The organism is Pontibacter ramchanderi (genome assembly GCF_002846395.1).
GTDB lineage: Bacteria > Bacteroidota > Bacteroidia > Cytophagales > Hymenobacteraceae > Pontibacter > Pontibacter ramchanderi.
The window spans coordinates 940,849-961,874 of record NZ_PJMU01000002.1 but is presented as its reverse complement, the minus strand read 5'-3'; the positions used below and the strand labels follow the sequence as shown (position 1 = coordinate 961,874).

The window sequence follows — 21,026 nt, the reverse complement described above, 5'->3', positions numbered from 1 at the left end:
AATTAGAGAAATGGGAATATATTTGATTGTTATTCTCTTCATGGGCCTCAGCATGTGGGTAAGCTGGAGACTGAAGAGCAAGTTTAAAAAGTACTCTGAAATTCCGTTGCAATCGGGCTACACCGGCCGCGAGATTGCCGAAATGATGCTGGCCGACAACGGTATACATGATGTGAAAGTGATATCGGTGGCGGGCCGACTGACGGACCACTACAACCCGGCTGACAAGACCGTGAACCTGAGCGAGTACGTGTACGAGGCGCGTAGTGCGGCGGCTGCAGCCGTGGCGGCGCACGAATGCGGTCACGCCGTGCAGCACGCCAGAGCCTACAGCTTCCTGAAATTCCGTTCGGCCATGGTGCCGGCGCTGAGCATCGCCTCTCGCTACATGCAGTGGATCATCCTGATCGGTATTTTCATGCTGCAGACTACGCCTATCCCGCTGACAATTGGGGTGGCCCTGTTTGCGCTGACAACCCTTTTTAGTTTCATAACACTGCCTGTCGAGTTCGACGCCAGCAAGCGTGCACTAGCCTGGATCAGCTCCAATAACATTGTGACGCAGCAAGAGCTGGCCATGTCGAAAGACGCGTTGAAATGGGCCGCCATGACGTATGTGGTAGCTGCGCTGGGCTCCCTGGCCACGCTGTTGTACTATGTGTCGCTGCTAATGGGCCGACGTGATTAAGGACGCCTACATGCCGTATAAGCATTAGGTAAAACGCCACCTGTTCGTTTCGAGCGGGTGGCGTTTCTATTTTGCGGCCTTGGATTTCATCATTCCTAACAAATATTAGTTAGGCAGGTTATTTTAATATTGTCGAATTTCATAGTTTTGTACTATAATTATTAATTGCAGTCCTTTTATATATAAAAGCATGAATTTTCAATTAACCGAAGAACATTTGGCGGTGCAGGCTGCTGCCCGCGAATTTGCACAAACAGAATTACTGCCAGGCGTAATCGAGCGCGACGAGCACCAGAAGTTTCCAGCTGAGCAGATCAAAAAAATGGGAGAGCTCGGCTTCCTGGGCATGATGGTGGATCCGAAGTACGGCGGTGGCGGTATGGATACCATCTCTTATGTACTGGCCATGGAAGAGATTTCCAAAGTGGATGCCTCTGCTTCTGTTGTGATGTCGGTGAATAACTCACTCGTTTGCTGGGGCCTTGAGAAATACGGTAATGAAGAGCAAAAGCAGAAATACCTGACCAAACTTGCCACTGGCGAGATCATCGGTGCCTTCTGTCTTTCGGAGCCGGAAGCTGGTTCTGACGCCACGTCGCAGCGCACTACCGCCGAAGACAAAGGCGACTATTACCTGCTGAACGGCACAAAGAACTGGATCACCAACGGCAGCACCGCCTCGGTATACCTGGTGATTGCACAGACAGACGTGGCGAAAGGCCACCGTGGTATAAACGCCCTGATCGTAGAGCGCGGTATGGAAGGCTTCCAGATCGGACCGAAAGAGAACAAGCTGGGTATCCGTGGCTCTGACACGCACTCGCTGATGTTCACGGATGTGAAAGTGCCGAAAGAGAACCGCATTGGCGAAGACGGCTTCGGCTTTAAGTTCGCGATGTCGACGCTGGCAGGTGGCCGTATTGGTATTGCTGCGCAGGCGTTGGGTATAGCATCGGGTGCTTTCGAACTGGCGGTGAAGTACTCAAAAGAGCGCAAAGCGTTCGGTGTGGAGATCGCCAAGCACCAGGCTATCCAGTTCAAGCTGGCTGACATGGCCACGAATATTGAAGCGGCCCGTTTGCTTTGCCTGCAGGCTGCCTACCACAAAGATAGCCACCAGGACTATGGCAAGTCTGGTGCAATGGCAAAGCTGTTTGCTTCCAAAGTTGCGATGGATACCACTGTTGAAGCAGTGCAGGTGCACGGCGGTTACGGTTTCGTAAAAGAGTACCATGTAGAGCGCCTGATGCGTGATGCTAAAATCACACAAATCTATGAGGGTACTTCTGAGATTCAGAAAATAGTAATTTCAAGAGAATTGTTAAAGTAATTTGGCACTTAAACCTTTGTTCCTGTGTTATTTAGGCTAAGGATATGGTTTTTCGAATTAAAATTAAATATTTAAAATATTTTGAATTTTATAAAGATTAGCCTAGCTTTAGGACAAAATTAAAGGGTTTATAGTATAAAAGTTAGTTGGTAACACACATGGAAGATTACAATAAGATTATTGAGTCGCTTGGGGTGCGGTTCATTAAAGCGAAAAATCTGGTGTTGCAGCAGCCGTTCTCGGTTCGCAATTACTACGACGTAGGCAACAACCTGATTCTGCTTCATAAAGGTACAATTTTCTTTGGTGAGGAGGAACAGATGGTAGAAGAGGGCGAACTGCTCTTTATACCGGGTGGACGCAGCACGAAGGTAACCTATGGTTCCAGCGACGGCCGCTCCATCACAAACGATGACCTGATCACCAACAGAGAGAAGTTCTTTAAGAGCAATAACGACCTCGATCTGATCGGCGACGCCGAGGAGAGCCACAGCTATGTGAGCTTCGAAGCGAAAGTGTTCGATTCAGTTAACTTCTTTGCATCGCTTGACCTGCCAGCGTTCCTGATTTCGGGCAACAACAAACTGGCTAACCTGGTGATCAAGGTGGTGGAAGAAAGCATGCAGGACCTGCCTGGCAAGGAGCGTTTGATCAGCATCTACACCGAGAACATCGTGGTAGAGATCGTGCGCCACATCCTGCGCAACAAGATGTTTGTGGAGCAGCTGGCTACCAACAGCACTTACTTCAAAGACCCTCGCCTTATCGACCTGTTCAACTACATCAAGGAGAACCTGGGCGGCGACCTGTCTAACAAAGTGCTTTCTAACGTTGCCAACGTTTCTGAGGACTATGTAGGTCAGTACTTCAAAATGCTGACAGGTATAAACCCACAGGATTACATCGAATACCAGCGCATGGAGCGCGCCGTGTTCCTGCTGCGCACTACCAAGAAAAGCATCCGCGAAATCGGTAAGGACGTGGGTTACAAAGACACCGCTTACTTCTGCCGTCGCTTTAAGATGATGTTTGGTATACCTGCAGGTAAGATGCGCCGCCGCGAATCAGCGATGAACATCTAAGGCTAGATTATAAGAAGATACAGTATGAGAAACCTCGGCCAAAAAGCCGGGGTTTTTTTCTATGTGGTTACCTACTACAATTACATCGGCGCCAGCCTCCAGTGCCGCTTTTGCTTTTGCAGCCGTGTTAATACCTCCTCCCACAATTACAGGCACATCCACTGACTGGCGCACGGCCTTGATCATGTCAGCACTGATAGGTTGCATGGCACCACTTCCACCATCCAGGTAAATGTAGCGCAAGCCCAATAACTCACCAGCCATGGCGGTGCAGGCAGCAATAGCGGGTTTATCGTAAGGTATAGGCGTAGTGCCGCTCATGTAGGAGGCGGTGGTCTGGCGGCCCGTTTCAACGAGCATGTAGCCGGTTGGGTATACCTGCAGGTGGCTTGCTCTTAGAATAGGGGCCGAAAGCACATGCTGGCCTATCAGGAAGTCGGGGTTGCGGCCCGAGATAAGGGAAAGAAGCAGAATGCCGTCCGCCTGTTTGTCGATGTGCAGGCTGTTGCTTGGGAAGAGGATAACAGGTATAGAACTGTTCTCTTTGATGAGTTTGATGATGGCTGCCTGGTTGTCGGTAGTGATGAGGCTACCGCCTACAAAGAAGAAATCTACCTGGTGTGTTTCACTTAAGGAGAGCAGGTTCAGGCAGGAAGCTTCGTCCAGATTATCGGGGTCGATCAGGAGGGCGAAGTGCTTTCTGCCTGGCTCATGCTGCTGTCTGTTACAAAGGTTGTTGAATGGCATTCTCTTCTGGAACGGTATAAGCAATTGTTTCTACTTCAGTCACCTCAATAGGGGCTGCTGCAATATCGCTATTTTTAGAAACAGTGCTTAAGTATTCCTCCACCTTTTTGGTAAGGTATACCAGAAGTAAGGCCATTACCTGTTGGCTGATGACCTGCATCAGCTCAGAGTTGAGGAAGCTCCTCGAAACGCCGGTTTGTTGGGTTGCCCCGTGTTCCAAGTGCGGCATGCGCTCAGAAGACAAGGTATAGGCATCTTCCTGCTCGTGCACAAAAGAATCGTACCCGGCCAGGGCAGCATTCGAATCGACGTGGCTTGTGTCCTGGTCATACGCATACCTGTTGAAGCCAGGAGCATCAGCCCCCTTTGCGGACTTCTTGCCAGCCTTCTTGTTCTTTAGCTTTTTAACTTTTTTTTTACCGCCGCTGAACAGGCTCCTCAGCAACAGGCCCGCCACCAGCACGCCGCCCGCAATGGCTACCTTCTTGCCGATCTGCTGGCTCTGCGTTTTTATCTGATCCACATCACCCATGAGCGCCTTCTTGTATTCTTCTTTTTGGCGCTCCAGCAGTTCTCGCTCATTGTCGAACAAGGGGTTTGTTATCTCACTCATATCTGATTTTCTCGTTTATCGGTTTTATAGATGGTATTGTCCAAAGCCTTGTCGGCCATACCCTGGAACACTTTTTTATCGAGGCCTACCAACAGTATGACAAGCACCACCACGTAGAACAAAGCAATAATGCCGAAACCCCAGAAAGAACTGTCGAGGAGGTGGTTGAGCAGCAGCCCCAGGAAAATGCTTACGAAGAGTAGACTCATAAGCCCAAAAAAACCAAGCAGTGCCACATGTATGGCGCCCACCATGGCAGCCTTCATCTTTTCCTGTATCTCAAGCCGTATGATGTCTATGCGGGTATCGATATACCCCATCAGGTTCTCGATAAGGTTGGTGCTTTTCTCTCTTGTGCCATTGTCATTCATAGTGCCCAGCTTTTTTAGTGCTTTTTCTGTATACGGTAGTATATTAAATTATTTGCGGAAGATACAATACTGTTAAAGTTGTAGTACGGAATTTGCTGTATCTTGTCCGTGTTTACTTAACTCAAGTATCACTTTTTTGTTACATTAGCCCCTTTGGAGCATAATCTATATAGTATTCTGGGCGTGAGTCCTACGGCGTCGGCGCAGGAGGTAAAGCTGGCTTACAAGCGGCTGGCTTTGAAGTACCACCCTGACCGTAACCCGGGCGATGCGCGGGCCGAGGAATTGTTCAAGGTAGTAAACGCCGCTTACCAAACCTTGTCGGATCCGGGCAAACGCGCGCGCTACGACATGCGCCTGCAATACCTGCGCGAGCAGCGGCAGGCCATTCGCCAGCATCAGCCGCACCATAACCCCCGCTACCGGCAAACCCGGCCCCCGGCACCCGTTTCGGAGCGCCATTACCAGAACATTCCCCGCCGCGAAGGCCGCCGCTTTGTGCGCAAGGACCTTTACATCACGCTTGGTTTTTTTGCTTTCATGTTCGTGTTCAGTGTGCTGCTCAAGTCCACGATGGATTACATTACCGGTGAAGACAGGTATAAAACGGCGCTCAGCTACATTGAGCATGGCAAGTACAGCAGTGCGCACAGCCTATTGACCGATGCCATTTATTTCCGGCCAAAGCATGCCGACGCCTACCTGACAAGAGCGAGCATTTCGATGAACGTGTATGAAAACTACCGCGCCGCCGTGGAGGACCTGAACCAGGTGATCGCGCTGCAGGACAGGCCCTCTGCCGAAGTGTTTATGATGCGGGGCAAGAGCCTGGCCAAGTTGGAGAAGTACGGTGAGGCAGAAAGAGATTTCGGGATTGCTCTGACACTCGACAGCACCCTGCATACGGCGCAACTAGAGAGAGGAGAGGTGCGCCTGTTCTACCTTCAGAAGTTTGAGCCGGCCATAGCCGATTTTACCAGTTTTCTGCGCCATACCTCCAAGGGCGAGTCATGGGCAAATGCGCTGACTTTCCGTGGCTTTGGCTACTACAAAACAGGCGACTTTGCTGCCTCTGAGGCCGATTACCGGCAGGTGTTGCAGGCTGATAACGCCAACGGGAGGGTGTATTACCTGCTAGGCCGTACTGAGTTGGAGCAGGCCCAGCCCGACTCGGCCTGCGCACATTTTAACGAAGCTTACCGGTTAGGCTATTCAGCCGCCCTGCTCGAACTGCGGGCCAACTGCCGCTAATAGTATTTGAGCAGTTTCCTCTGCATTTTATCGCTATCCCAGGTTTGCCCGCCCAGGTAGATTTCCTTTATCTCCCCTGCCGGGTCCAGTATGTAGGTAGTCGGGAATACCGTCAGCTGCTGGTTGGCCAAAGGGGAGTTGGCTTTCAGGTAAGTAAAAGCGTACGTCTGGCGGCTTCGGAACTTCAGCAGTTTCTCCATCTCCTCGTCTGATACCGTTACAACAGCAATCTTATCGGGGTGCAGTTGCTGGAGCCGGTCCATAGAGGGCATCTCTTCGATGCAGGGCTTGCACCAGGTTGCCCATACATTCAATAGTACTACTCTGCCCTTATACCTGTCGATGGACACTGGCTCGCCCTGTAGGGTAGTGAGCTGCAGTGCCTGCCAGTTCACGCGTTGCGGAACGGTTTGGTTGAGCATATAAAAGGCAAACACAGCAATAAGGCTTGTTACGGCAAAGCCTACGGCATAGGCAGCCCAGAAAGTTTGGCGGCGGGTCATGGCTTAGAGTTGGATGTGCTGAATGAAAAACATGTAAACGAGCGCAAGCAAAAGCACGGTGCCCACGCCGGCCGCCATACCTGCAAAAATAGCGCTCCAGTAGGTTTTTTTCATGGCTGTAATAAATGTTGCAACAGCTAAGTTAGTAAAATGCAGCTAAAATCCCCGGCCGAAAACAATTCAGGCAACCAGTGGCTTATGATGTAGTATAGTAGGGCAGCAGAAAGGAGGAGGGTAAAAAAACAAAAACCCTTACCGGTTAGGGTAAGGGTTTAAGCTGGTGGTGATGATTGGAATCGAACCAACGACACAAGGATTTTCAGTCCTTTGCTCTACCAACTGAGCTACATCACCAGCTCTGTTGTTACCCCGTCTTCCGAAAGGGTATGCAAAAGTAGTATCTAAAATCGAAGACGCAAACTTTCGGACAAAAATATTTTAAAAAAGTGGCCTTGTATACGTTTATTCTCGCTATTCTGCTATCTTTATCTACGAATTGGTATGTATAACGAATAATTCACCGTGATTCAACTCGAAAACATTATCTTCCTGATTGTAGCAGGCCTGGGCATCGGCCTGTTTGTGTGGCAAATCCGCAAGATCCGTAAGAACATTCTGATTGGCCGTGATGTCGATTTGAGCGATAACCCGTCGGAGCGCATTAACAAAACGCTGCTAGTGGCTTTTGGTCAGCAGAAAATGTTTAAACGCATGCTGCCGGCTGTGCTGCACCTGTTTGTGTATGTAGGCTTCCTGGTGATCAACATCGAGGTGATCGAGATTTTGATCGACGGCGTGTTTGGTACGCATCGCGTGCTGGCCTTCCTGGGGCCATTGTACAGCGCGTTGATGTTCATCAACGAAATTCTGGCTGCCCTGGTGATCGTAGCCTGCGTGATCTTCTTGTGGAGACGAAATGTGACCAGGGTGCCTCGCCTGGCAACGGGTGTGGAGATGCGCGCCTGGCCGAAGCTGGATGCCAACTTTATTCTGATCACGGAGATTGTGCTGATGCTGGCGCTTTTCGCCTTCAACATTGCCGGTTTGAAGCTGGTGCAGCTGGAAGGCGGCGAAGTAGCGGGTAGCTACCCGATCAGCCAACTGTTCGTGAACATCTTCGGCGATAACCCGAATTCCCTGCACATAATCGAGCGTGTGGGCTGGTGGTTCCACATCATCGGTATTCTGGCCTTTATGAACTACCTGCCGAGCTCCAAGCACTTCCACATCATCATGGCGTTCCCGAACGTGTACTACTCCAAGCTGTGGCCGAAGGGTAAGTTCACGACAAACCCGGCCATCACACACGAAATTAAGGCCATGCTGGACCCAAGCTACCAGCCGCCAGCTCCGGAAGTTGACGCCGAGGGCAACCCGATTGTGCAGCGTTTCGGCGCCAAAGACGTGGAAGACCTGACCTGGAAACAGCTCATGGACGCCTATACCTGTACCGAGTGCGGCCGCTGTACCTCTGTGTGCCCCGCCAACCTGACGGGCAAACTGCTTTCGCCGCGCAAGATCGTGATGGACACCCGCGACCGCATGGAGGAGAAAGGCGAGCACCCGGCCATCTTCGCCCCGAACCACTATAAGGAACTGGGCGTGGAGCGTGTGCAGACCACCGACGAGAAAACCCTGCTGCGTGGCTACATCACGCCAGAAGAACTCTGGGCCTGTACCACCTGCAACGCCTGCGTGGAGTCTTGCCCTGTGAACATCGACCAGCTGTCCACCATCATGGACCTGCGCCGCTATTTGGTGCTCGAGGAATCGGCCGCGCCAGCGTCGGTCAACGCCATGTTCACCAACATCGAAAACAACGGTGCCCCGTGGGCCTTCTCACCTTCAGACCGCTTTAACTGGGCCGAGGACCTGTATGTACCTTCAAAGAATTAATTGCTAATTGTTTATTGTTAATTGCTTATAAGTTGACTGTTATTCTTGATTGTGATGCTTGATTCCAGGAACGCTCAAGCCCTTGTTACAAGGTATAGTAAACCTGAAGAGGTATGAAAACAACAATCATCAATCAACAATCAACAATTCAAATATCAGATGGAAGAGAATAAAAGATTAGTGAAAGTGCCGACCATGGCAGAGATGGCTGCGAACGGCGAGGAGCCGGAAGTGCTGTTCTGGGTTGGCTGTGCCGGTTCGTTCGACGACCGATACAAGCGCGTGACGCGTGCCTTCGTGCAGATTCTCGAGCACGTAGGTGTTAAATATGCCGTGCTGGGAACCGAAGAGAGCTGCACGGGCGAACCCGCCAAGCGCGCAGGTAACGAGTTCCTGTTCCAGATGCAGGCCATCACCAACATCGAGGTGCTCAACGCCTATAACGTGAAGAAGATCGTGACGGCCTGCCCGCACTGCTTCAACACGATCAAAAACGAATACCCGGACCTGGGCGGTAACTACGAGGTAATTCACCACTCTACTTTTCTGCAGCAACTCATCAACGAGGGCAAGGTGAAGGTACAGGGCGGTGAGGCTTTCAAAGGAAAGCGTATAACCTTCCATGACTCCTGCTACCTGGGCCGCGCCAACGACATCTACGAAGCGCCACGCGACGTGCTGGCCGCCTTGGATGCCGACCTGGTGGAGATGAAGCGCAGCCGTGCCAACGGGCTTTGCTGCGGTGCCGGTGGTGCCCAAATGTTCAAAGAGCCGGAGCCGGGCAACAAAGACATCAACATCGAGCGTACGGAAGAGGCCCTGGCCACACTTGGCACCGGTAATGGCGTGATCGCTACAGCCTGCCCATTCTGCATGGTGATGATGAGCGACGGCGTGAAGAACAAGGAGCAGGAAGAAAGCGTAAAAGTTTTTGACATCGCCGAGCTGATCGCCCAAGCGGAGGGGCTTACGAAGTAGTATCCGATTGTTGATTGTTGATTGATGATTGTTTAATCCTGAAAGGGATTTAGCTATACCTGCTTTTGTAGATTATACAGGTATAGCTCTTCAGGTATGGTATCATCAGGGAGCAATGCTTCAAAAACAACAATCAGCAATTAACAACCAACAATCAATTATGTACATTCCTTTTGACCAATTGCCACCGCATGCCCGGCTCTGGATATACCAGGCTGACAGGGAGTTGACGGAGGCAGAGCAGGAAGAAATAAAACCAATGCTGGCGCGTTTTGCTACTGACTGGAGCAGTCATGGCAAGGGGCTGCAGGCGTCGGCCAGTTTATTACACAACCGTTTCCTGGTGCTGGCCAACAACGAAACCGTTACATCAGCCAGCGGCTGTTCCATCGACAAGTCTGTGGCGTTTGTGCGGGAACTGGAGCAGCAATTTGGCGTATCATTCTTTGACCGTACGCGCCTGGCTTTTCTGAAAGACGGGCAAGTGCAGGTGGTAGGTATGAACGAGCTGAAAAATAAAGTGGCCGCCGGCGAGATTGACGGGCATACCTTATATTTCGATACATTGGTTAACAATTATGGTGAGTTGCAGGATGCCTGGCCCCGGCCTGCGCAGCAAAGCTGGCTCTCCAGGTATTTTTAGATTCGCTAATTCAAAAACTACCCTCATGCAGCAGACGCTATCGACCAAGTCAGTGGCCAATTACCTGAAGTTTACGGCAGCTACTCTGCTGCTGGCAGTGGTGCTTAGCTCCTGCGGCGCGGGCATGTACCTGAGCAAGGCCGAAAAGCGTTTCGAAGAAGAGCAGTATGAGCGGGCTATTGAATACTACAAGCAGGCACTGAAAGGAGCCAAGAATACGGGCGAGATCAATTACCGCATCGCCGAGTCGTACCGCTTGTCCAACCGCCTGGCTGAGTCCGAAAACTATTACAAAGCCGCACTCGACAACAACTACCGCAAAGAGGAAGGCTTCTTTTACTACGGCATGGCACTGAAGGCCAATGGCAAGTACGAAGCTGCCTTAGGCCAAATGCAGGACTATGCCCGCATTGGTAGCAAGCCGGATCTGAAAGCGCTGGCGCTGCGCGAAGTCGAAACCCTTAGCCAACTGAGTACCATCCTGAAAAAGAACACCGGATTCGAGATCTATAACCTGGAGGCACTGAACACCGAGGGGTCTGACTTTGCTCCCTTTGTGCGCGGTAACGAACTGATCTTCTCGTCCACACGCGGGCCGGGTAAGACCTACCTGGGCAACGGCGAAGGCTTCCTGAACCTATACGCCACTACCTTGGAAGTCGACTCAGCCAACCTGGGAGCTGCTGTGCGCAAGCTGGAAGGTATAAACACCGACGACCTGCACGAGGCGCTGGCCACATTTGCCGACGAAGGCAACACGATGGTGTTTGCAAGAGGCAACGAAGGCACCAAGAAAGGCCGCCGCAACGTAGACTTGTTCATCTCGTTCTACCGCTCCAATGCCTGGTCTGAGCCAAAACTGCTGAGCATCAGCGACCCGCGCGCCTGGGATTCATCACCGGCTTTCTCTCCGGATGGCAGAACACTTTACTTCTCTTCTGACCGCAAAGGCGGATTGGGAGGCAACGACATCTACAAAACCACCATCGACGACAACGGCCGCTTCTCAGCACCCGAAAACCTAGGGCCGGGCATCAACACGCCAGGCAACGAGAGCTACGTGCACGTGGCCCCTGATGGCACGCTCTACATTGCTTCTGATGGTCTGCCAGGTTTGGGGGGGCTCGATGTGTTTAAGATAGAAGACGGCAAGCCCGTGAACATGGGGGTGCCGGTTAATTCCAGCGGCGATGATTTTGGAATCTTTTTCCAGGATGCCTTTTCGGGCTATATCTCATCTAACCGCGAGGGCGGCAAAGGTGGCGACGATATCTACGCTATTGCCAGATCGGCACGCAAGCTAGTGAATTTCTTTGTGGACGGTACTGTATACCAGCGCCGCGACAAAGACAAGCAGCAGACCGTGGTGCCTAACATACCGGTGGTGCTGCAGGATACTCGCGGGCAGAAAATAGCTGAAACAAAGGCGGATGCCGAAGGCAAATTCTCTTTCCCGCTCGACAGCGCTACGGCCTATTCGCTTTTGTCTGAAAAGCCCGGGTTCTTTGCTGCGCGCCAGCGTGTGACTACAGTAGGTAAAATGCCGCCTCAAAGCGAGCTAAAAAACGAGGTAAACGAAGTGCGCCTCACTGCTGACCTGCTGCTGACCGAGATCGTGAAAGAGAAAGCCATTGTGCTTGAGAACATCTTCTACGACTTCGACAAAGCGGACATCCGTCCGGATGCTGCCGTGGAACTCGACAAACTGGTGGAGATACTGGTAGATAATCCGCAGATTTCCATTGAGCTAAGCTCGCACACTGACTCGCGTGGCGTAGATATTTACAACCAGGACCTGTCGCAACGCCGTGCCCAGTCCGCCGTGAACTACATCATCTCGAAAGGGATAGACAAATCGCGTATTACGGCCCGTGGTTACGGCGAGAGTCGCCCGGTGGTGCGCAACGCCAAAACCGAAGAAGAGCACCAGCGCAACCGCCGTACTGAATTTAAAGTGGTGCGCATTCAGGAGTAAGCGTCTGGACAAATGACCTTTTGACAAAGGATTTTTTGACGAAAGACTTTGAGAGTTGGCTCGGCAGGTATAGCGCTATACCTGAGCACACATAAAATCGGCGGCTATAGTTTTGAACTGTAGCCGCCGGTGCTGTTTTATACCTGTGCTATACCTAGCGGAAGGTATACTTCAGGCCAAGGCCAATGGTGTTGGAGTTATTCAGGTGGACATAGGGTGGCGTTGAGCGGCCGTAGCGGACAAAGGCCGACCGGTAATCCAGCGAGATAGCCAAAGGAATTTTCTTCATGGTGTATTCTACCCCGAAGGAAGCGACTCCTACCAGGTTAGTATAACTGTCGGGGCCGTCGAAATACATAGGGGCGGGGTTATTGGTGCGGAGCATGCCGATGCCTATACCTGCATATGGCCTAAGCCGGCCCGATGTAGCGAGTTTTGGCTGCCAGACGTAGCTGAGGGAGGCTAGGAAATGACGGGAACTCGGGTTGAGGTCGGAGTAAGCTTCCAGGGCAGCCTGTTCCCTTATAAAATACTTTGCCGTTAGGCCCAGCGCCACACCCGCCGGACCCGATGCATAGCGCATGCCAACAGCAAGTTTATAGGGTGCCGACACCTGCGTCTTTACCTGTACCGAATCTTGTGCTTGTACTGAACCGGCAAGGCTCAGGCCGAAAGCTAAAATCAAGAGTATTTTTTTCATAAGCTTGGAGTTTGTTTATATAGAGGATTCAATATATTCTGGGATGGTTGCAAGGTATGGAATCTACTTTTTCGGAGAGGCTATACCTGAAGCCTTCAGTGTTAGGGTAGATAAAGCGCGCAGCTTATCAGTATTTTGGCGCTACTGCCTTTTTAAAGCGCTGTTTTTGCGGTATATGCAACCGCCTTTTCTTACATTTGTAAGAGCAAGTAAGACCAGCACTATGGAAAATAGATACCTCCGCCGTGGCGTGTCCGCCTCCAAGGAAGACGTACACAATGCCATCAAGAACATCGACAAAGGGCTTTTCCCGAAAGCATTCTGCAAGATCATCCCCGATATGCTCACCGGCGACCCGGAGTACTGCGCCATCATGCACGCCGACGGAGCCGGCACCAAGTCCGCACTAGCCTACATGTACTGGAAAGAAACCGGTGACCTGAGCGTATGGAAAGGTATAGCCCAGGATGCTGTGGTGATGAACACCGATGACCTGCTCTGCGTGGGCGCCACCGATAACATCCTGCTTTCTTCCACCATTGGCCGCAATAAGCACCTGATACCGGGCGAAGTGATTGCCGCCATCATTAACGGTACCGAAGAAGTACTGCAAATGCTGCGCGACAACGGCATCGGCATCTACAGCACCGGAGGCGAGACAGCCGACGTGGGCGACCTGGTGCGCACCATCATCGTGGATAGCACTGTGACGGCCCGCATGCGTCGCGACGAAGTGATCTCAAACGGCAACATACAGGCTGGCGACGTGATCGTAGGCTTTGCCTCGCACGGCCAAGCCACGTACGAAGACGAGTATAACGGCGGTATGGGTAGCAACGGCCTCACTTCTGCCCGTCACGACGTGTTCCACTCGTACCTTTCTGCCTCTTACCCGGAGAGTTACGACCCGGAACTGCCAAAAGACCTGGTATACTCAGGCAACTACCGCTTGACCGATGTGGAGCCGGAAACAGGTATGGAAGTGGGTAAACTGGTGCTTTCGCCGACCCGTACCTATGCGCCTATCGTAAAGGCTATACTGGAGCAGCACCGTCCGCACATACACGGCATGGTGCACTGCAGCGGCGGCGCCCAGACCAAAGTGCTGCACTTCACCGACAAGGTACATATTATCAAAGACAACCTCTTCCCGGTGCCACCGCTGTTCCGCATCATACAGGAGCAGAGCCACACCGACTGGAAAGAGATGTACAAGGTCTTCAACATGGGCCACCGCCTCGAGATCTATCTGCCGGAGCAGTACGCCCAAAGCCTCATTGATATTTCGAAATCATTCGGCGTGGAGGCCCAGATTGTGGGCCGCGTAGAAGCCAGCGAACGCAATGAACTCACGATCAAAAGTGATAAGGGGGAATTTTATTACGAAGGATAAGAGCTAAGAAGCTTCAGATAACGGAAAACCACAGGTATAGCGCCTGTGGTTTTTTGTTTTTCAGCTTTTATAAAGCAAGATAAAATTTGGCGAAAGATTAATTCGTTCGCAATATAGTTATATATTAAGGTTGTAATCCTTGCGCCATACCTGTATGAGAACAAACCTTACCCTTCTATGGACTTTCTTGCTAACTCCCTTTATTGCCTTAGCTAGTGAAGCGGACACAGCTAAAGTCAGGTATGATAAACTCTACACAGGTATAAACTTCAGCACGGTATCGCACCACATCTACTACAAAGATTCGAAAGCCAGGATATTATAAGTTCTGGCTACTTTGCTCCGCTCTCCTTATACCTGGGCTACAATTTCGGCAGGAACATGCGGGTGCAGGCAGGCTTGGCTTATGGCTGTAGTTCAGAAAAATTCAGTTGGACGCCCGACAATAAAGTCTTTCACACAGCCTCCTCTCGCACCAATGTTATCGCCATGCCAGTAACGCTGCAACATGTTATGTTCAAAGTTTTTAGGCGGTTTCCGATGTATGCTACTGGTACACTGATGCCGGCCTACGGTATATCGCAGACCGAATATGCTCAGTCAGAGAACGGCGACACAGCTGAGGTAAACAATATTACAGACAAAGGAATCAACACGTTTGTGTCGGCAGGTATAGGGGTTAATTATAAAATAAACCCGCGCCTTTACGGACAGGTAGAGTATCATGCCCTAAAGCATAACCTGACTGGCAGAAACTCTTTCTTTCACGATTGGGATCAGGGATTTAAAGGGCTTTTGCATTTTTATAAATCGGTAGGTATAGGCCTGAATTATAAACTCGATTTGGGAGATTAATAAACAGCAATCATGAAAACATGCTTAACACTTCTTCTGTCCGTGCTATTCTGTTTCTCAGCTATCGCGCAGCAAGGACCTTCGTATATTGAGAAAGGAAAATTCACGTTAGGGCTTAACCTACAGACAGTCTCCTACCATATCTATTACAAAGAAGGCAAAACGAAAGGGTCAGTCCGGTCTGGATACTTCACTCCTGTTTCTATAAACACCGGCTACCAACTTTCCGATAGAGCAAGCCTGAGGCTTAGCCTCGGATTAGGTGGTGATAGGGATAAGCTGACGGAGCAAATACAAGGAGTAGACTACAAGCACGATGCAAAGACTGTTGCCTTAGTAAGCTCGCTTTCCTTGTACCATACCTTTTTTAATCTCTACAGGAAGCTGCCAATTTACGGGACTTTCTCGGTTGTGCCGGCCTATGGCTCCACAAGTTTGCAGACTACTCACAACGGTGCAAATGGTCCCGTTTCACACACTGTGAAAGACAGCGGGCTTAATGTATTTGCTATGGCAGGAGCGGGTTTTAACTACCAGATCAGCAACAGGCTCTACGGGAACATAACTTATTTCTTTTATAAGTATAATCTGTCCGGCATGAACTCCTCGCATTATGATTGGGACCAGGGGTACGGGCTACGAAGCATCACCAAGTCTTTTGAGCTGGGAATGAATTATAAGCTGTGATTTAGATCGATTCTGGACGATAATAAAACCTAAAAACCACGCGTGCTATACCTGCGGTTTTTCTTATACCTATACCTGCAATTTAAAGAATCCCCGCAGACAAACCCTACCCTGCTTTAGTTCCACAAACTGGCACAATAATTGGCTTGGCGAAAGTATACGCTAAAACCTATACAGCCATGAAAAAGCTTCTACTTCCGCTTCTGTTTGTGCTGCTGGCGCTGCCGGCTTTCGCACAACCCACTGTTGTGACCTTTACCACCCACCGGGGCGAGCTGTTCCAGATGGCCTTGGATGGGCGTATGATCAACCGCACGGCTTCCAACTTTGTGCGCATCACGCACCTGCGGCCCGGCAACCACTATGTGGAGTTCCGGATCAGAGGCCGCCATGGCATTTATAGAACAGGTATAAATGTACTGGCCCGCGCTGGTTACGAAACGAATTACTCTGTGCGGGTATCGGGTAGAAAAGTAGCCTTGCATGTGATCAGCGAAACACCGCTTGGCCCGCCGGTAGTGGTCGTGCCACCACGCTACCCCGACCGATATGAGCCTGCTCCGCCGCGCTACGAGCCAGTGCCGCCGCGCTACGAAGAGCCGGCCAACGGCTGCCGCAACCTGCTCGACCGCTACGATGTGGATCGCCTGATCGACGCCATGAAAGGCCGCGACTTCGAAAGCACCCGCCTCACCATTGCCCGCGAGGCAGTGCGCAACAGCAGTATCCTGTCAGAGGACCTGCGCAACGTGCTCCTGCAATTTGAGTTTGAGAGTACCCGCCTCGAGTTCGCCAAGTTCGCCTATGACAGCGTGTGCGACAAAGAGCGCTTCTACTATATCTACGACATCTTCAAGTTCGACCACCACGTGCGGGAGCTCGAGGAGTTCACCAGTCGGAGAAGGTAGTGGAAGTTTAGGAGTTAAGGAATTTAAGAGTTAGAGAGTTTAAAGTTTAAGCAAGTGGAGAGCAGCGTGGGGTAATCCTGCGTTGCTCTTTTTTAGGTATGGAAGGTGTTAAGGTATAGCAAGTAGCAGGTATACCGAAGGGTCTTTTGTCCTTTGTCAAAAAATCCTTTGTCAAAAAGCCGTTTACATAAGGCACACGCCTACGACTTTATCTTCTGAGGCAGGTAGCCAAAGTGTTTCTTGAAAGCAGCCGTGAAATGGGCGGCGTACTTAAAGCCCAGGGCGCTGGCAATGTCCCCGACTTTCTGGTCGCCTGCGAGCAGCATCTTGCGGGCCTGCTCCATGCGGTAACTGTTAAGGTAGCCAAACACCGTGGTGCCGAATACCTGCTTAAAATGCTTTTTGAGGTAATACTCGTTCGTGCCGACCATATGGGCCAGGTCGATCAGCGAGCAGGGGCACTCCATGTTCTGAAGGATCAGATCGCGGGCATGCAGCATCTTTTCGATATCTGTCTGTTTGAGCGTCGGCGCAAGGTGCGCCTCGTCCTGTTCGCACTGCTCAAACTGCAGCATCAGTAGCTCGATCACCTTTGCCTCCACAAACATGCGCTTGCAGTAACCTGTGTACATGCAGTTGATCAATTCGTGCAGCACGGCCGTGATCCGGGGTGTAATGGGCAGGTTGCCTTTTCTGAGCCGGGCTGGCTTGCCAGCTAGTATGTTCTCTCTCATCTGCTGAAACGCGCTTCCCGTGTCGGGTAGGTAGTGCAGCAGAAAGTCAGAAGGGATGTATACGGTTAGCATCTCCACCTGCGGGTCGGGCTTTATTTCTTGTTGGGCCTGTTCGTCGGAGAAGAAAAGCAAGTTGTGTTGCTGGTCGTTGAAGCTGGCAAAAGGCTTGGGGTTGTCTCCGAGCCTGAATGTACTCTTCCCGCGCATCGAGAAGTACAACTGAGCAAAATCTTCGCTGTTAAAGCAGCCCACCACTTTCTTGTTCGACAAACTGATGACGGTATGGCTAAAGTGAATTTCACCGGAGGGGAAGCGCATGTTGGTTTCAGCAGCTGCACGCGCGTTTTGGCCCTGACAGGCACAAAAGGCAACACGGTGTTGCTCAACTGATGGCTGACTGGTGCTGCTCTGCCCATCGATTAGTGGCTCGCTCGCTTCTTGCTTCATGTTTTCCCTTATTTGATAAAAGAACTCCCTTATCTGTTACAACATTAAGTTGAGAGGTTATACTTTTGCGCAAGTTAAGTTTATTTAGACTTTATCTAAATAACAATTTTATAAAAAGGCAATCCTTACTCGGAATGCCTTGGAGCCAACTAGTATACCTTATAAAGATATGTTCAGACATTTACTGGCGTTAGCATTTTTTCTGCTTATGGCGCTTGGCGTATTTGCGCAAGACCTGGCCGTTTCGGGGCAGGTAACAGAACAGGCCACCGGCACAGCGCTGCCAGGCGTCACGGTTAGAGTGAAAGAGACAAACAACGGCACTACCACCAACCCTGATGGCGAGTTTCAGATTCGCGCGAAAGAAGGAGAGGTACTTGTGTTCTCGTACATTGGCTATGCCTCGCAGGAAATACCGGTAAACGGAAATGCTGGCTCGCTACAGGTGCAGCTTCAGCCCGGCAACACCCAACTGTCTGAAGTAGTCGTAACCGGTGCACTCGGTATAAAGCGGCCTGCCCGCGAACTGGGTACAGCCAGTGCGCAGCTCAATACCGCCGAGCTGAACCAGGGCAAAGTGGTGAACCCCATCCTCGGCTTGGCCAGCAAGGTGTCGGGGCTGCGTATCAACCTATTCGACAGCAAGGTGGACCCGGATGTGCAGGTGAACCTGCGCGGTATACGCTCGCATACCGGTAACAACGCGCCACTCTATGTAGTGGACGGCGTGCCTATACCTGACATCAACCGCCTCAACCCGAACGACATCGAAAGCATCAACGTGCTGAAAGGTGCCAACGCAGCCGCTGTGTACGGTTCTGATGGCGTGAACGGCGTGCTGATGATCACAACCAAGAAGGGCCGTGCAGGCACGCAGCGCATCAACTACTCGAACACCACTACTTTTGATAATGTGAGCCGCCTGCCGGAACAGCAGACAGAATTCGGGCAGGGGCTGAACGGCGTGTACGACCCGCTGCAGTACCAGTCGTGGGGGCCGCGCTTCGACGGAGAACTGCGCCCAGTGGGACCTGTGCTGCCCGACGGAAGCCAGTGGCAACTGCCATACAGCGCGCACCCGGACGGCAGAAAAGCGTTCTTCAACACAGGGTTCACGACCCAAAATGACCTGAACTTTTCAGGTGGCGACGAGAAATCCACCTACTATTTCTCGCTGCAGGATGTGCTCACTAAAGGCATCATCGAAGGCGACAAAAACAGACGTGCCGGCGCCCGTTTCAACGGCTCCCGTTCGTTTGGCAAGCTGAGCACGAGCTACAACCTCAATTACGTGTTCAACAAAAGCGACGTAACGCAGAGCGAGCCCTGGTCTACGGTATACCGCCTGCCGGTCAGCCTGCCATTTGCCGACCTGAAAGACTGGGAGAACAAACCGCATGCCAACCCGAACTACTGGTTCAGCACGAACCAGCCTAACCCATACTTCAACGCCGACAACCAGCGTACGGTAAACGAGCAGCAAACCCTGACCGGAAACATCGAGCTCAACTACGAGATCTCTCCCTGGATAAACGCCATCTACCGGTTGGGTCTTTACAGCCGCAACACCGACACCCGCACTACAGTGGGCAAGTTTACCTACACCACGCCAGGCCGCACCAACATACCCGGCAGCGTGAACGACGCGACCAACAACTTCCGCCGCATCAACAGCGACTTCATCCTGGACATGCACAAGGACTTCGGCAAGTTCAGCACGCGCCTGTTGCTGGGCAACAACGTGCGCACCGACGACAGCAAGACGACCAATCTGAGCGCTTCGGCGCTGGTGGTGCCCGGCCTGTTCAACCAGGACAACCGCCTGGGGCAGTTGGGCGGTCAGTCCGCTATCAGACAGAGAAGACAGGTGGCGGTGTTCGGTGAATTGACAGCCGGCTACAACAACTACCTGTTCCTAACCTTTACCGGTCGCCAGGAGGCGGTGTCGGTGCTGAGTCCGGAGAACCGCAGCTACTTTTATCCGGGCGTGAGTTCGTCTTTTGTGTTCAGTGATGCCATTGATGCCCTGAAAAACAACAGCACCCTTTCTTACGGCAAGGTATATGCCTCTTATAATAGAACCGGCAACGTGGTAGTGGAGCCTTACCAATTGCAGAACGTGTATAGCCAGAGCAACGGCTTCCCTTACGGCAACCTGCCGGGCTTTAGCCTGGGCACTTCCGATGCCAACCCGAACCTGAAACCGGAGTTCGTGACCTCACTGGAGGTGGGTACGCAGCTGAGCTTCTTCCAGAACCGCCTGAACCTGGAAGCCGCCTACGTAGATGCCAAAACCACAGACGGTACCATCCTGGCTGACATCTCTGCCGGATCAGGCTTCACATCGGCTTGGGTAAATGCCTTTAAGGCGAGCAACAAGATCATCGAACTGAACATCAACGGCGATGTGATCCAGCGCGGCGACCTGGTGTGGAATGTGGGCGCTAACCTCACGCACATCAAGAGCAAGGTAGACGAGATCTACGGTGGTATCGACCAGCTCTTCCACTTCCGCCAGAACTACCTGATCGTGGGCAAGCCTTACAACAGCTACCTATTCACCGACTACAAGCGCGATCCAGAGGGCAGAGTGATCGTGGACCCGAAAACCGGCAACCCGGTAAGCGGCTCGGAACTCTACTACGGCGGCACCGGCACACCTCCTTATCAACTTGGCCTGAACACCTCCCTGCAGTACAAAGGCTTCCAGCTGGGCGCGCAGTTCGATTGGCGTATGGGTGCTGTGGTATACACCGAGGCAGCAGCGCGTATGATCTCTGACGGTACCAGCCCGCTTACCACGCAGTATGGCCGCGAGCCGTTCGTGATTCCGAACTCTGTGATCGAAACCTCGCCGGGCGTGTTCACGCCCAACACGGATGTAAAAACCAAAGGCGACCGTAACTACTTCGCCAACCACTACGCCACCGTGCAGTCGAACTACGCCGTGAGCGCCGACTTCTTCAAAATGCGTGAGCTGAGCCTAAGCTATACCTTGCCGATGCACTGGCTGGATGGCCAGAAACTGGTGAAAGAGGCGACGATCGGCTTTGTGGGCCGCAACCTGTTCTCGATCTGGGCGAAAGACAACATTTACAACGACCCGGAGTTTGTGTACGCCGGCGGAAGCAGCGAGGGCTACATGAGCTGGAGGCACTTGCCACCAACGCGCACCTTTGGCTTCAATGTAAACGTGGCATTCTAAACAAGATTATTCATCCTTCT

At 51.8% G+C, this 21,026-nt stretch carries 20 protein-coding genes and 1 tRNA gene; 14 read left to right on the top strand and 7 right to left on the bottom strand.

What is annotated here, in order from left to right; all coding sequences use genetic code 11:
- Window positions 1-10 precede the first annotated feature (10 nt).
- From BD749_RS11225 to BD749_RS11215, 3 genes are all read left to right on the top strand, one after another.
- Complete coding sequence (locus BD749_RS11225) at window positions 11-688, top strand: zinc metallopeptidase (protein WP_101444417.1); 678 nt, start codon at window positions 11-13, stop codon at window positions 686-688.
- A 190-nt stretch (window positions 689-878) separates the two neighbouring features.
- The gene (locus BD749_RS11220) at window positions 879-2,018 is read left to right on the top strand and encodes an acyl-CoA dehydrogenase (protein ID WP_101444416.1); all 1,140 of its coding nucleotides are present in this window, start codon (window positions 879-881) and stop codon (window positions 2,016-2,018) included.
- A 158-nt stretch (window positions 2,019-2,176) separates the two neighbouring features.
- A complete protein-coding gene (locus tag BD749_RS11215) occupies window positions 2,177-3,100 on the top strand; it encodes an AraC family transcriptional regulator (RefSeq protein WP_101444415.1) in 924 nt (307 codons plus the stop codon).
- Here the strand turns inward: BD749_RS11215 and BD749_RS11210 are convergent.
- Genes BD749_RS11210 through BD749_RS11200 form a run of 3 tightly spaced genes read right to left on the bottom strand, consistent with a single transcriptional unit; the run spans window position 3,083 to window position 4,831 of the window.
- The gene (locus BD749_RS11210) at window positions 3,083-3,847 is read right to left on the bottom strand and encodes a geranylgeranylglyceryl/heptaprenylglyceryl phosphate synthase (protein ID WP_101444414.1); all 765 of its coding nucleotides are present in this window, start codon (window positions 3,845-3,847) and stop codon (window positions 3,083-3,085) included. The two genes, BD749_RS11215 and BD749_RS11210, sit on opposite strands and share 18 nt — an antisense overlap.
- Complete coding sequence (locus tag BD749_RS11205) at window positions 3,825-4,460, bottom strand: hypothetical protein (RefSeq protein WP_101444413.1); 636 nt, start codon at window positions 4,458-4,460, stop codon at window positions 3,825-3,827. The genes BD749_RS11210 and BD749_RS11205 overlap by 23 nt, the downstream gene beginning before the upstream one ends.
- A complete protein-coding gene (locus BD749_RS11200; RefSeq protein ID WP_101444412.1) occupies window positions 4,457-4,831 on the bottom strand; it encodes a phage holin family protein in 375 nt (124 codons plus the stop codon). The genes BD749_RS11205 and BD749_RS11200 overlap by 4 nt, the downstream gene beginning before the upstream one ends.
- Before the next feature lie 153 nt (window positions 4,832-4,984).
- Between BD749_RS11200 and BD749_RS11195 the strand changes: the two genes are divergently transcribed.
- Window positions 4,985-6,082 (top strand): J domain-containing protein, encoded by a 1,098-nt coding sequence (locus BD749_RS11195; protein ID WP_101444411.1) that lies wholly within the window; start codon window positions 4,985-4,987, stop codon window positions 6,080-6,082.
- Here the strand turns inward: BD749_RS11195 and BD749_RS11190 are convergent.
- Entirely contained in the window at window positions 6,079-6,585 is a 507-nt protein-coding gene (locus BD749_RS11190) for a TlpA family protein disulfide reductase (RefSeq protein ID WP_101444410.1), read from the bottom strand. The genes BD749_RS11195 and BD749_RS11190 overlap by 4 nt on opposite strands.
- A 278-nt stretch (window positions 6,586-6,863) precedes the next feature.
- Window positions 6,864-6,939: transfer RNA gene (locus BD749_RS11185), tRNA-Phe, on the bottom strand.
- 168 nt (window positions 6,940-7,107) lie between these two features.
- Here BD749_RS11185 and BD749_RS11180 point away from each other — a divergent pair.
- From BD749_RS11180 to BD749_RS11165, 4 genes are all read left to right on the top strand, one after another.
- A complete protein-coding gene (locus tag BD749_RS11180; protein WP_101444409.1) occupies window positions 7,108-8,481 on the top strand; it encodes a (Fe-S)-binding protein in 1,374 nt (457 codons plus the stop codon).
- A 159-nt stretch (window positions 8,482-8,640) separates the two neighbouring features.
- Window positions 8,641-9,459 (top strand): (Fe-S)-binding protein, encoded by an 819-nt coding sequence (locus BD749_RS11175; protein ID WP_245869064.1) that lies wholly within the window; start codon window positions 8,641-8,643, stop codon window positions 9,457-9,459.
- A gap of 160 nt (window positions 9,460-9,619) precedes the next feature.
- The gene (locus BD749_RS11170; protein ID WP_101444408.1) at window positions 9,620-10,102 is read left to right on the top strand and encodes a hypothetical protein; all 483 of its coding nucleotides are present in this window, start codon (window positions 9,620-9,622) and stop codon (window positions 10,100-10,102) included.
- A gap of 25 nt (window positions 10,103-10,127) precedes the next feature.
- A complete protein-coding gene (locus BD749_RS11165; protein ID WP_101444407.1) occupies window positions 10,128-12,077 on the top strand; it encodes an OmpA family protein in 1,950 nt (649 codons plus the stop codon).
- Between the two features lie 154 nt (window positions 12,078-12,231).
- Here BD749_RS11165 and BD749_RS11160 read toward each other — a convergent pair whose 3' ends face one another.
- Window positions 12,232-12,777, bottom strand: a complete 546-nt coding sequence (locus BD749_RS11160; RefSeq protein WP_101444406.1) for an outer membrane protein — start codon at window positions 12,775-12,777, stop codon at window positions 12,232-12,234.
- A gap of 223 nt (window positions 12,778-13,000) precedes the next feature.
- On the opposite strand from BD749_RS11160, the gene BD749_RS11155 reads away from it, so the two are divergent.
- The 5 genes from BD749_RS11155 to BD749_RS11140 all read left to right on the top strand — a co-directional run bounded on the left by BD749_RS11155 (window position 13,001) and on the right by BD749_RS11140 (window position 16,620).
- Window positions 13,001-14,170, top strand: coding sequence for an AIR synthase related protein (locus BD749_RS11155; protein ID WP_101444754.1), 1,170 nt, complete (start codon window positions 13,001-13,003; stop codon window positions 14,168-14,170).
- Window positions 14,171-14,324: 154 nt separating this feature from the next.
- Window positions 14,325-14,495 carry a hypothetical protein gene (locus BD749_RS19420; protein ID WP_180336385.1) on the top strand — a complete coding sequence of 57 codons (171 nt, stop codon included), beginning with the start codon at window positions 14,325-14,327 and terminating at the stop codon, window positions 14,493-14,495.
- Window positions 14,450-15,025 carry an outer membrane beta-barrel protein gene (locus tag BD749_RS19760; protein ID WP_394341669.1) on the top strand — a complete coding sequence of 192 codons (576 nt, stop codon included), beginning with the start codon at window positions 14,450-14,452 and terminating at the stop codon, window positions 15,023-15,025. The genes BD749_RS19420 and BD749_RS19760 overlap by 46 nt, the downstream gene beginning before the upstream one ends.
- 12 nt (window positions 15,026-15,037) lie before the next feature.
- Entirely contained in the window at window positions 15,038-15,712 is a 675-nt protein-coding gene (locus tag BD749_RS11145; protein ID WP_101444404.1) for an outer membrane beta-barrel protein, read from the top strand.
- A gap of 179 nt (window positions 15,713-15,891) precedes the next feature.
- Window positions 15,892-16,620, top strand: a complete 729-nt coding sequence (locus tag BD749_RS11140; RefSeq protein WP_101444403.1) for a DUF4476 domain-containing protein — start codon at window positions 15,892-15,894, stop codon at window positions 16,618-16,620.
- A gap of 200 nt (window positions 16,621-16,820) precedes the next feature.
- Here BD749_RS11140 and BD749_RS11135 read toward each other — a convergent pair whose 3' ends face one another.
- Window positions 16,821-17,801 (bottom strand): helix-turn-helix transcriptional regulator, encoded by a 981-nt coding sequence (locus tag BD749_RS11135; protein WP_245869060.1) that lies wholly within the window; start codon window positions 17,799-17,801, stop codon window positions 16,821-16,823.
- A 169-nt stretch (window positions 17,802-17,970) separates the two neighbouring features.
- Here BD749_RS11135 and BD749_RS11130 point away from each other — a divergent pair, with 169 nt between their 5' ends.
- Window positions 17,971-21,006 (top strand): SusC/RagA family TonB-linked outer membrane protein, encoded by a 3,036-nt coding sequence (locus tag BD749_RS11130; RefSeq protein ID WP_101444402.1) that lies wholly within the window; start codon window positions 17,971-17,973, stop codon window positions 21,004-21,006.
- The last annotated feature ends 20 nt before the right edge of the window (window positions 21,007-21,026 follow it).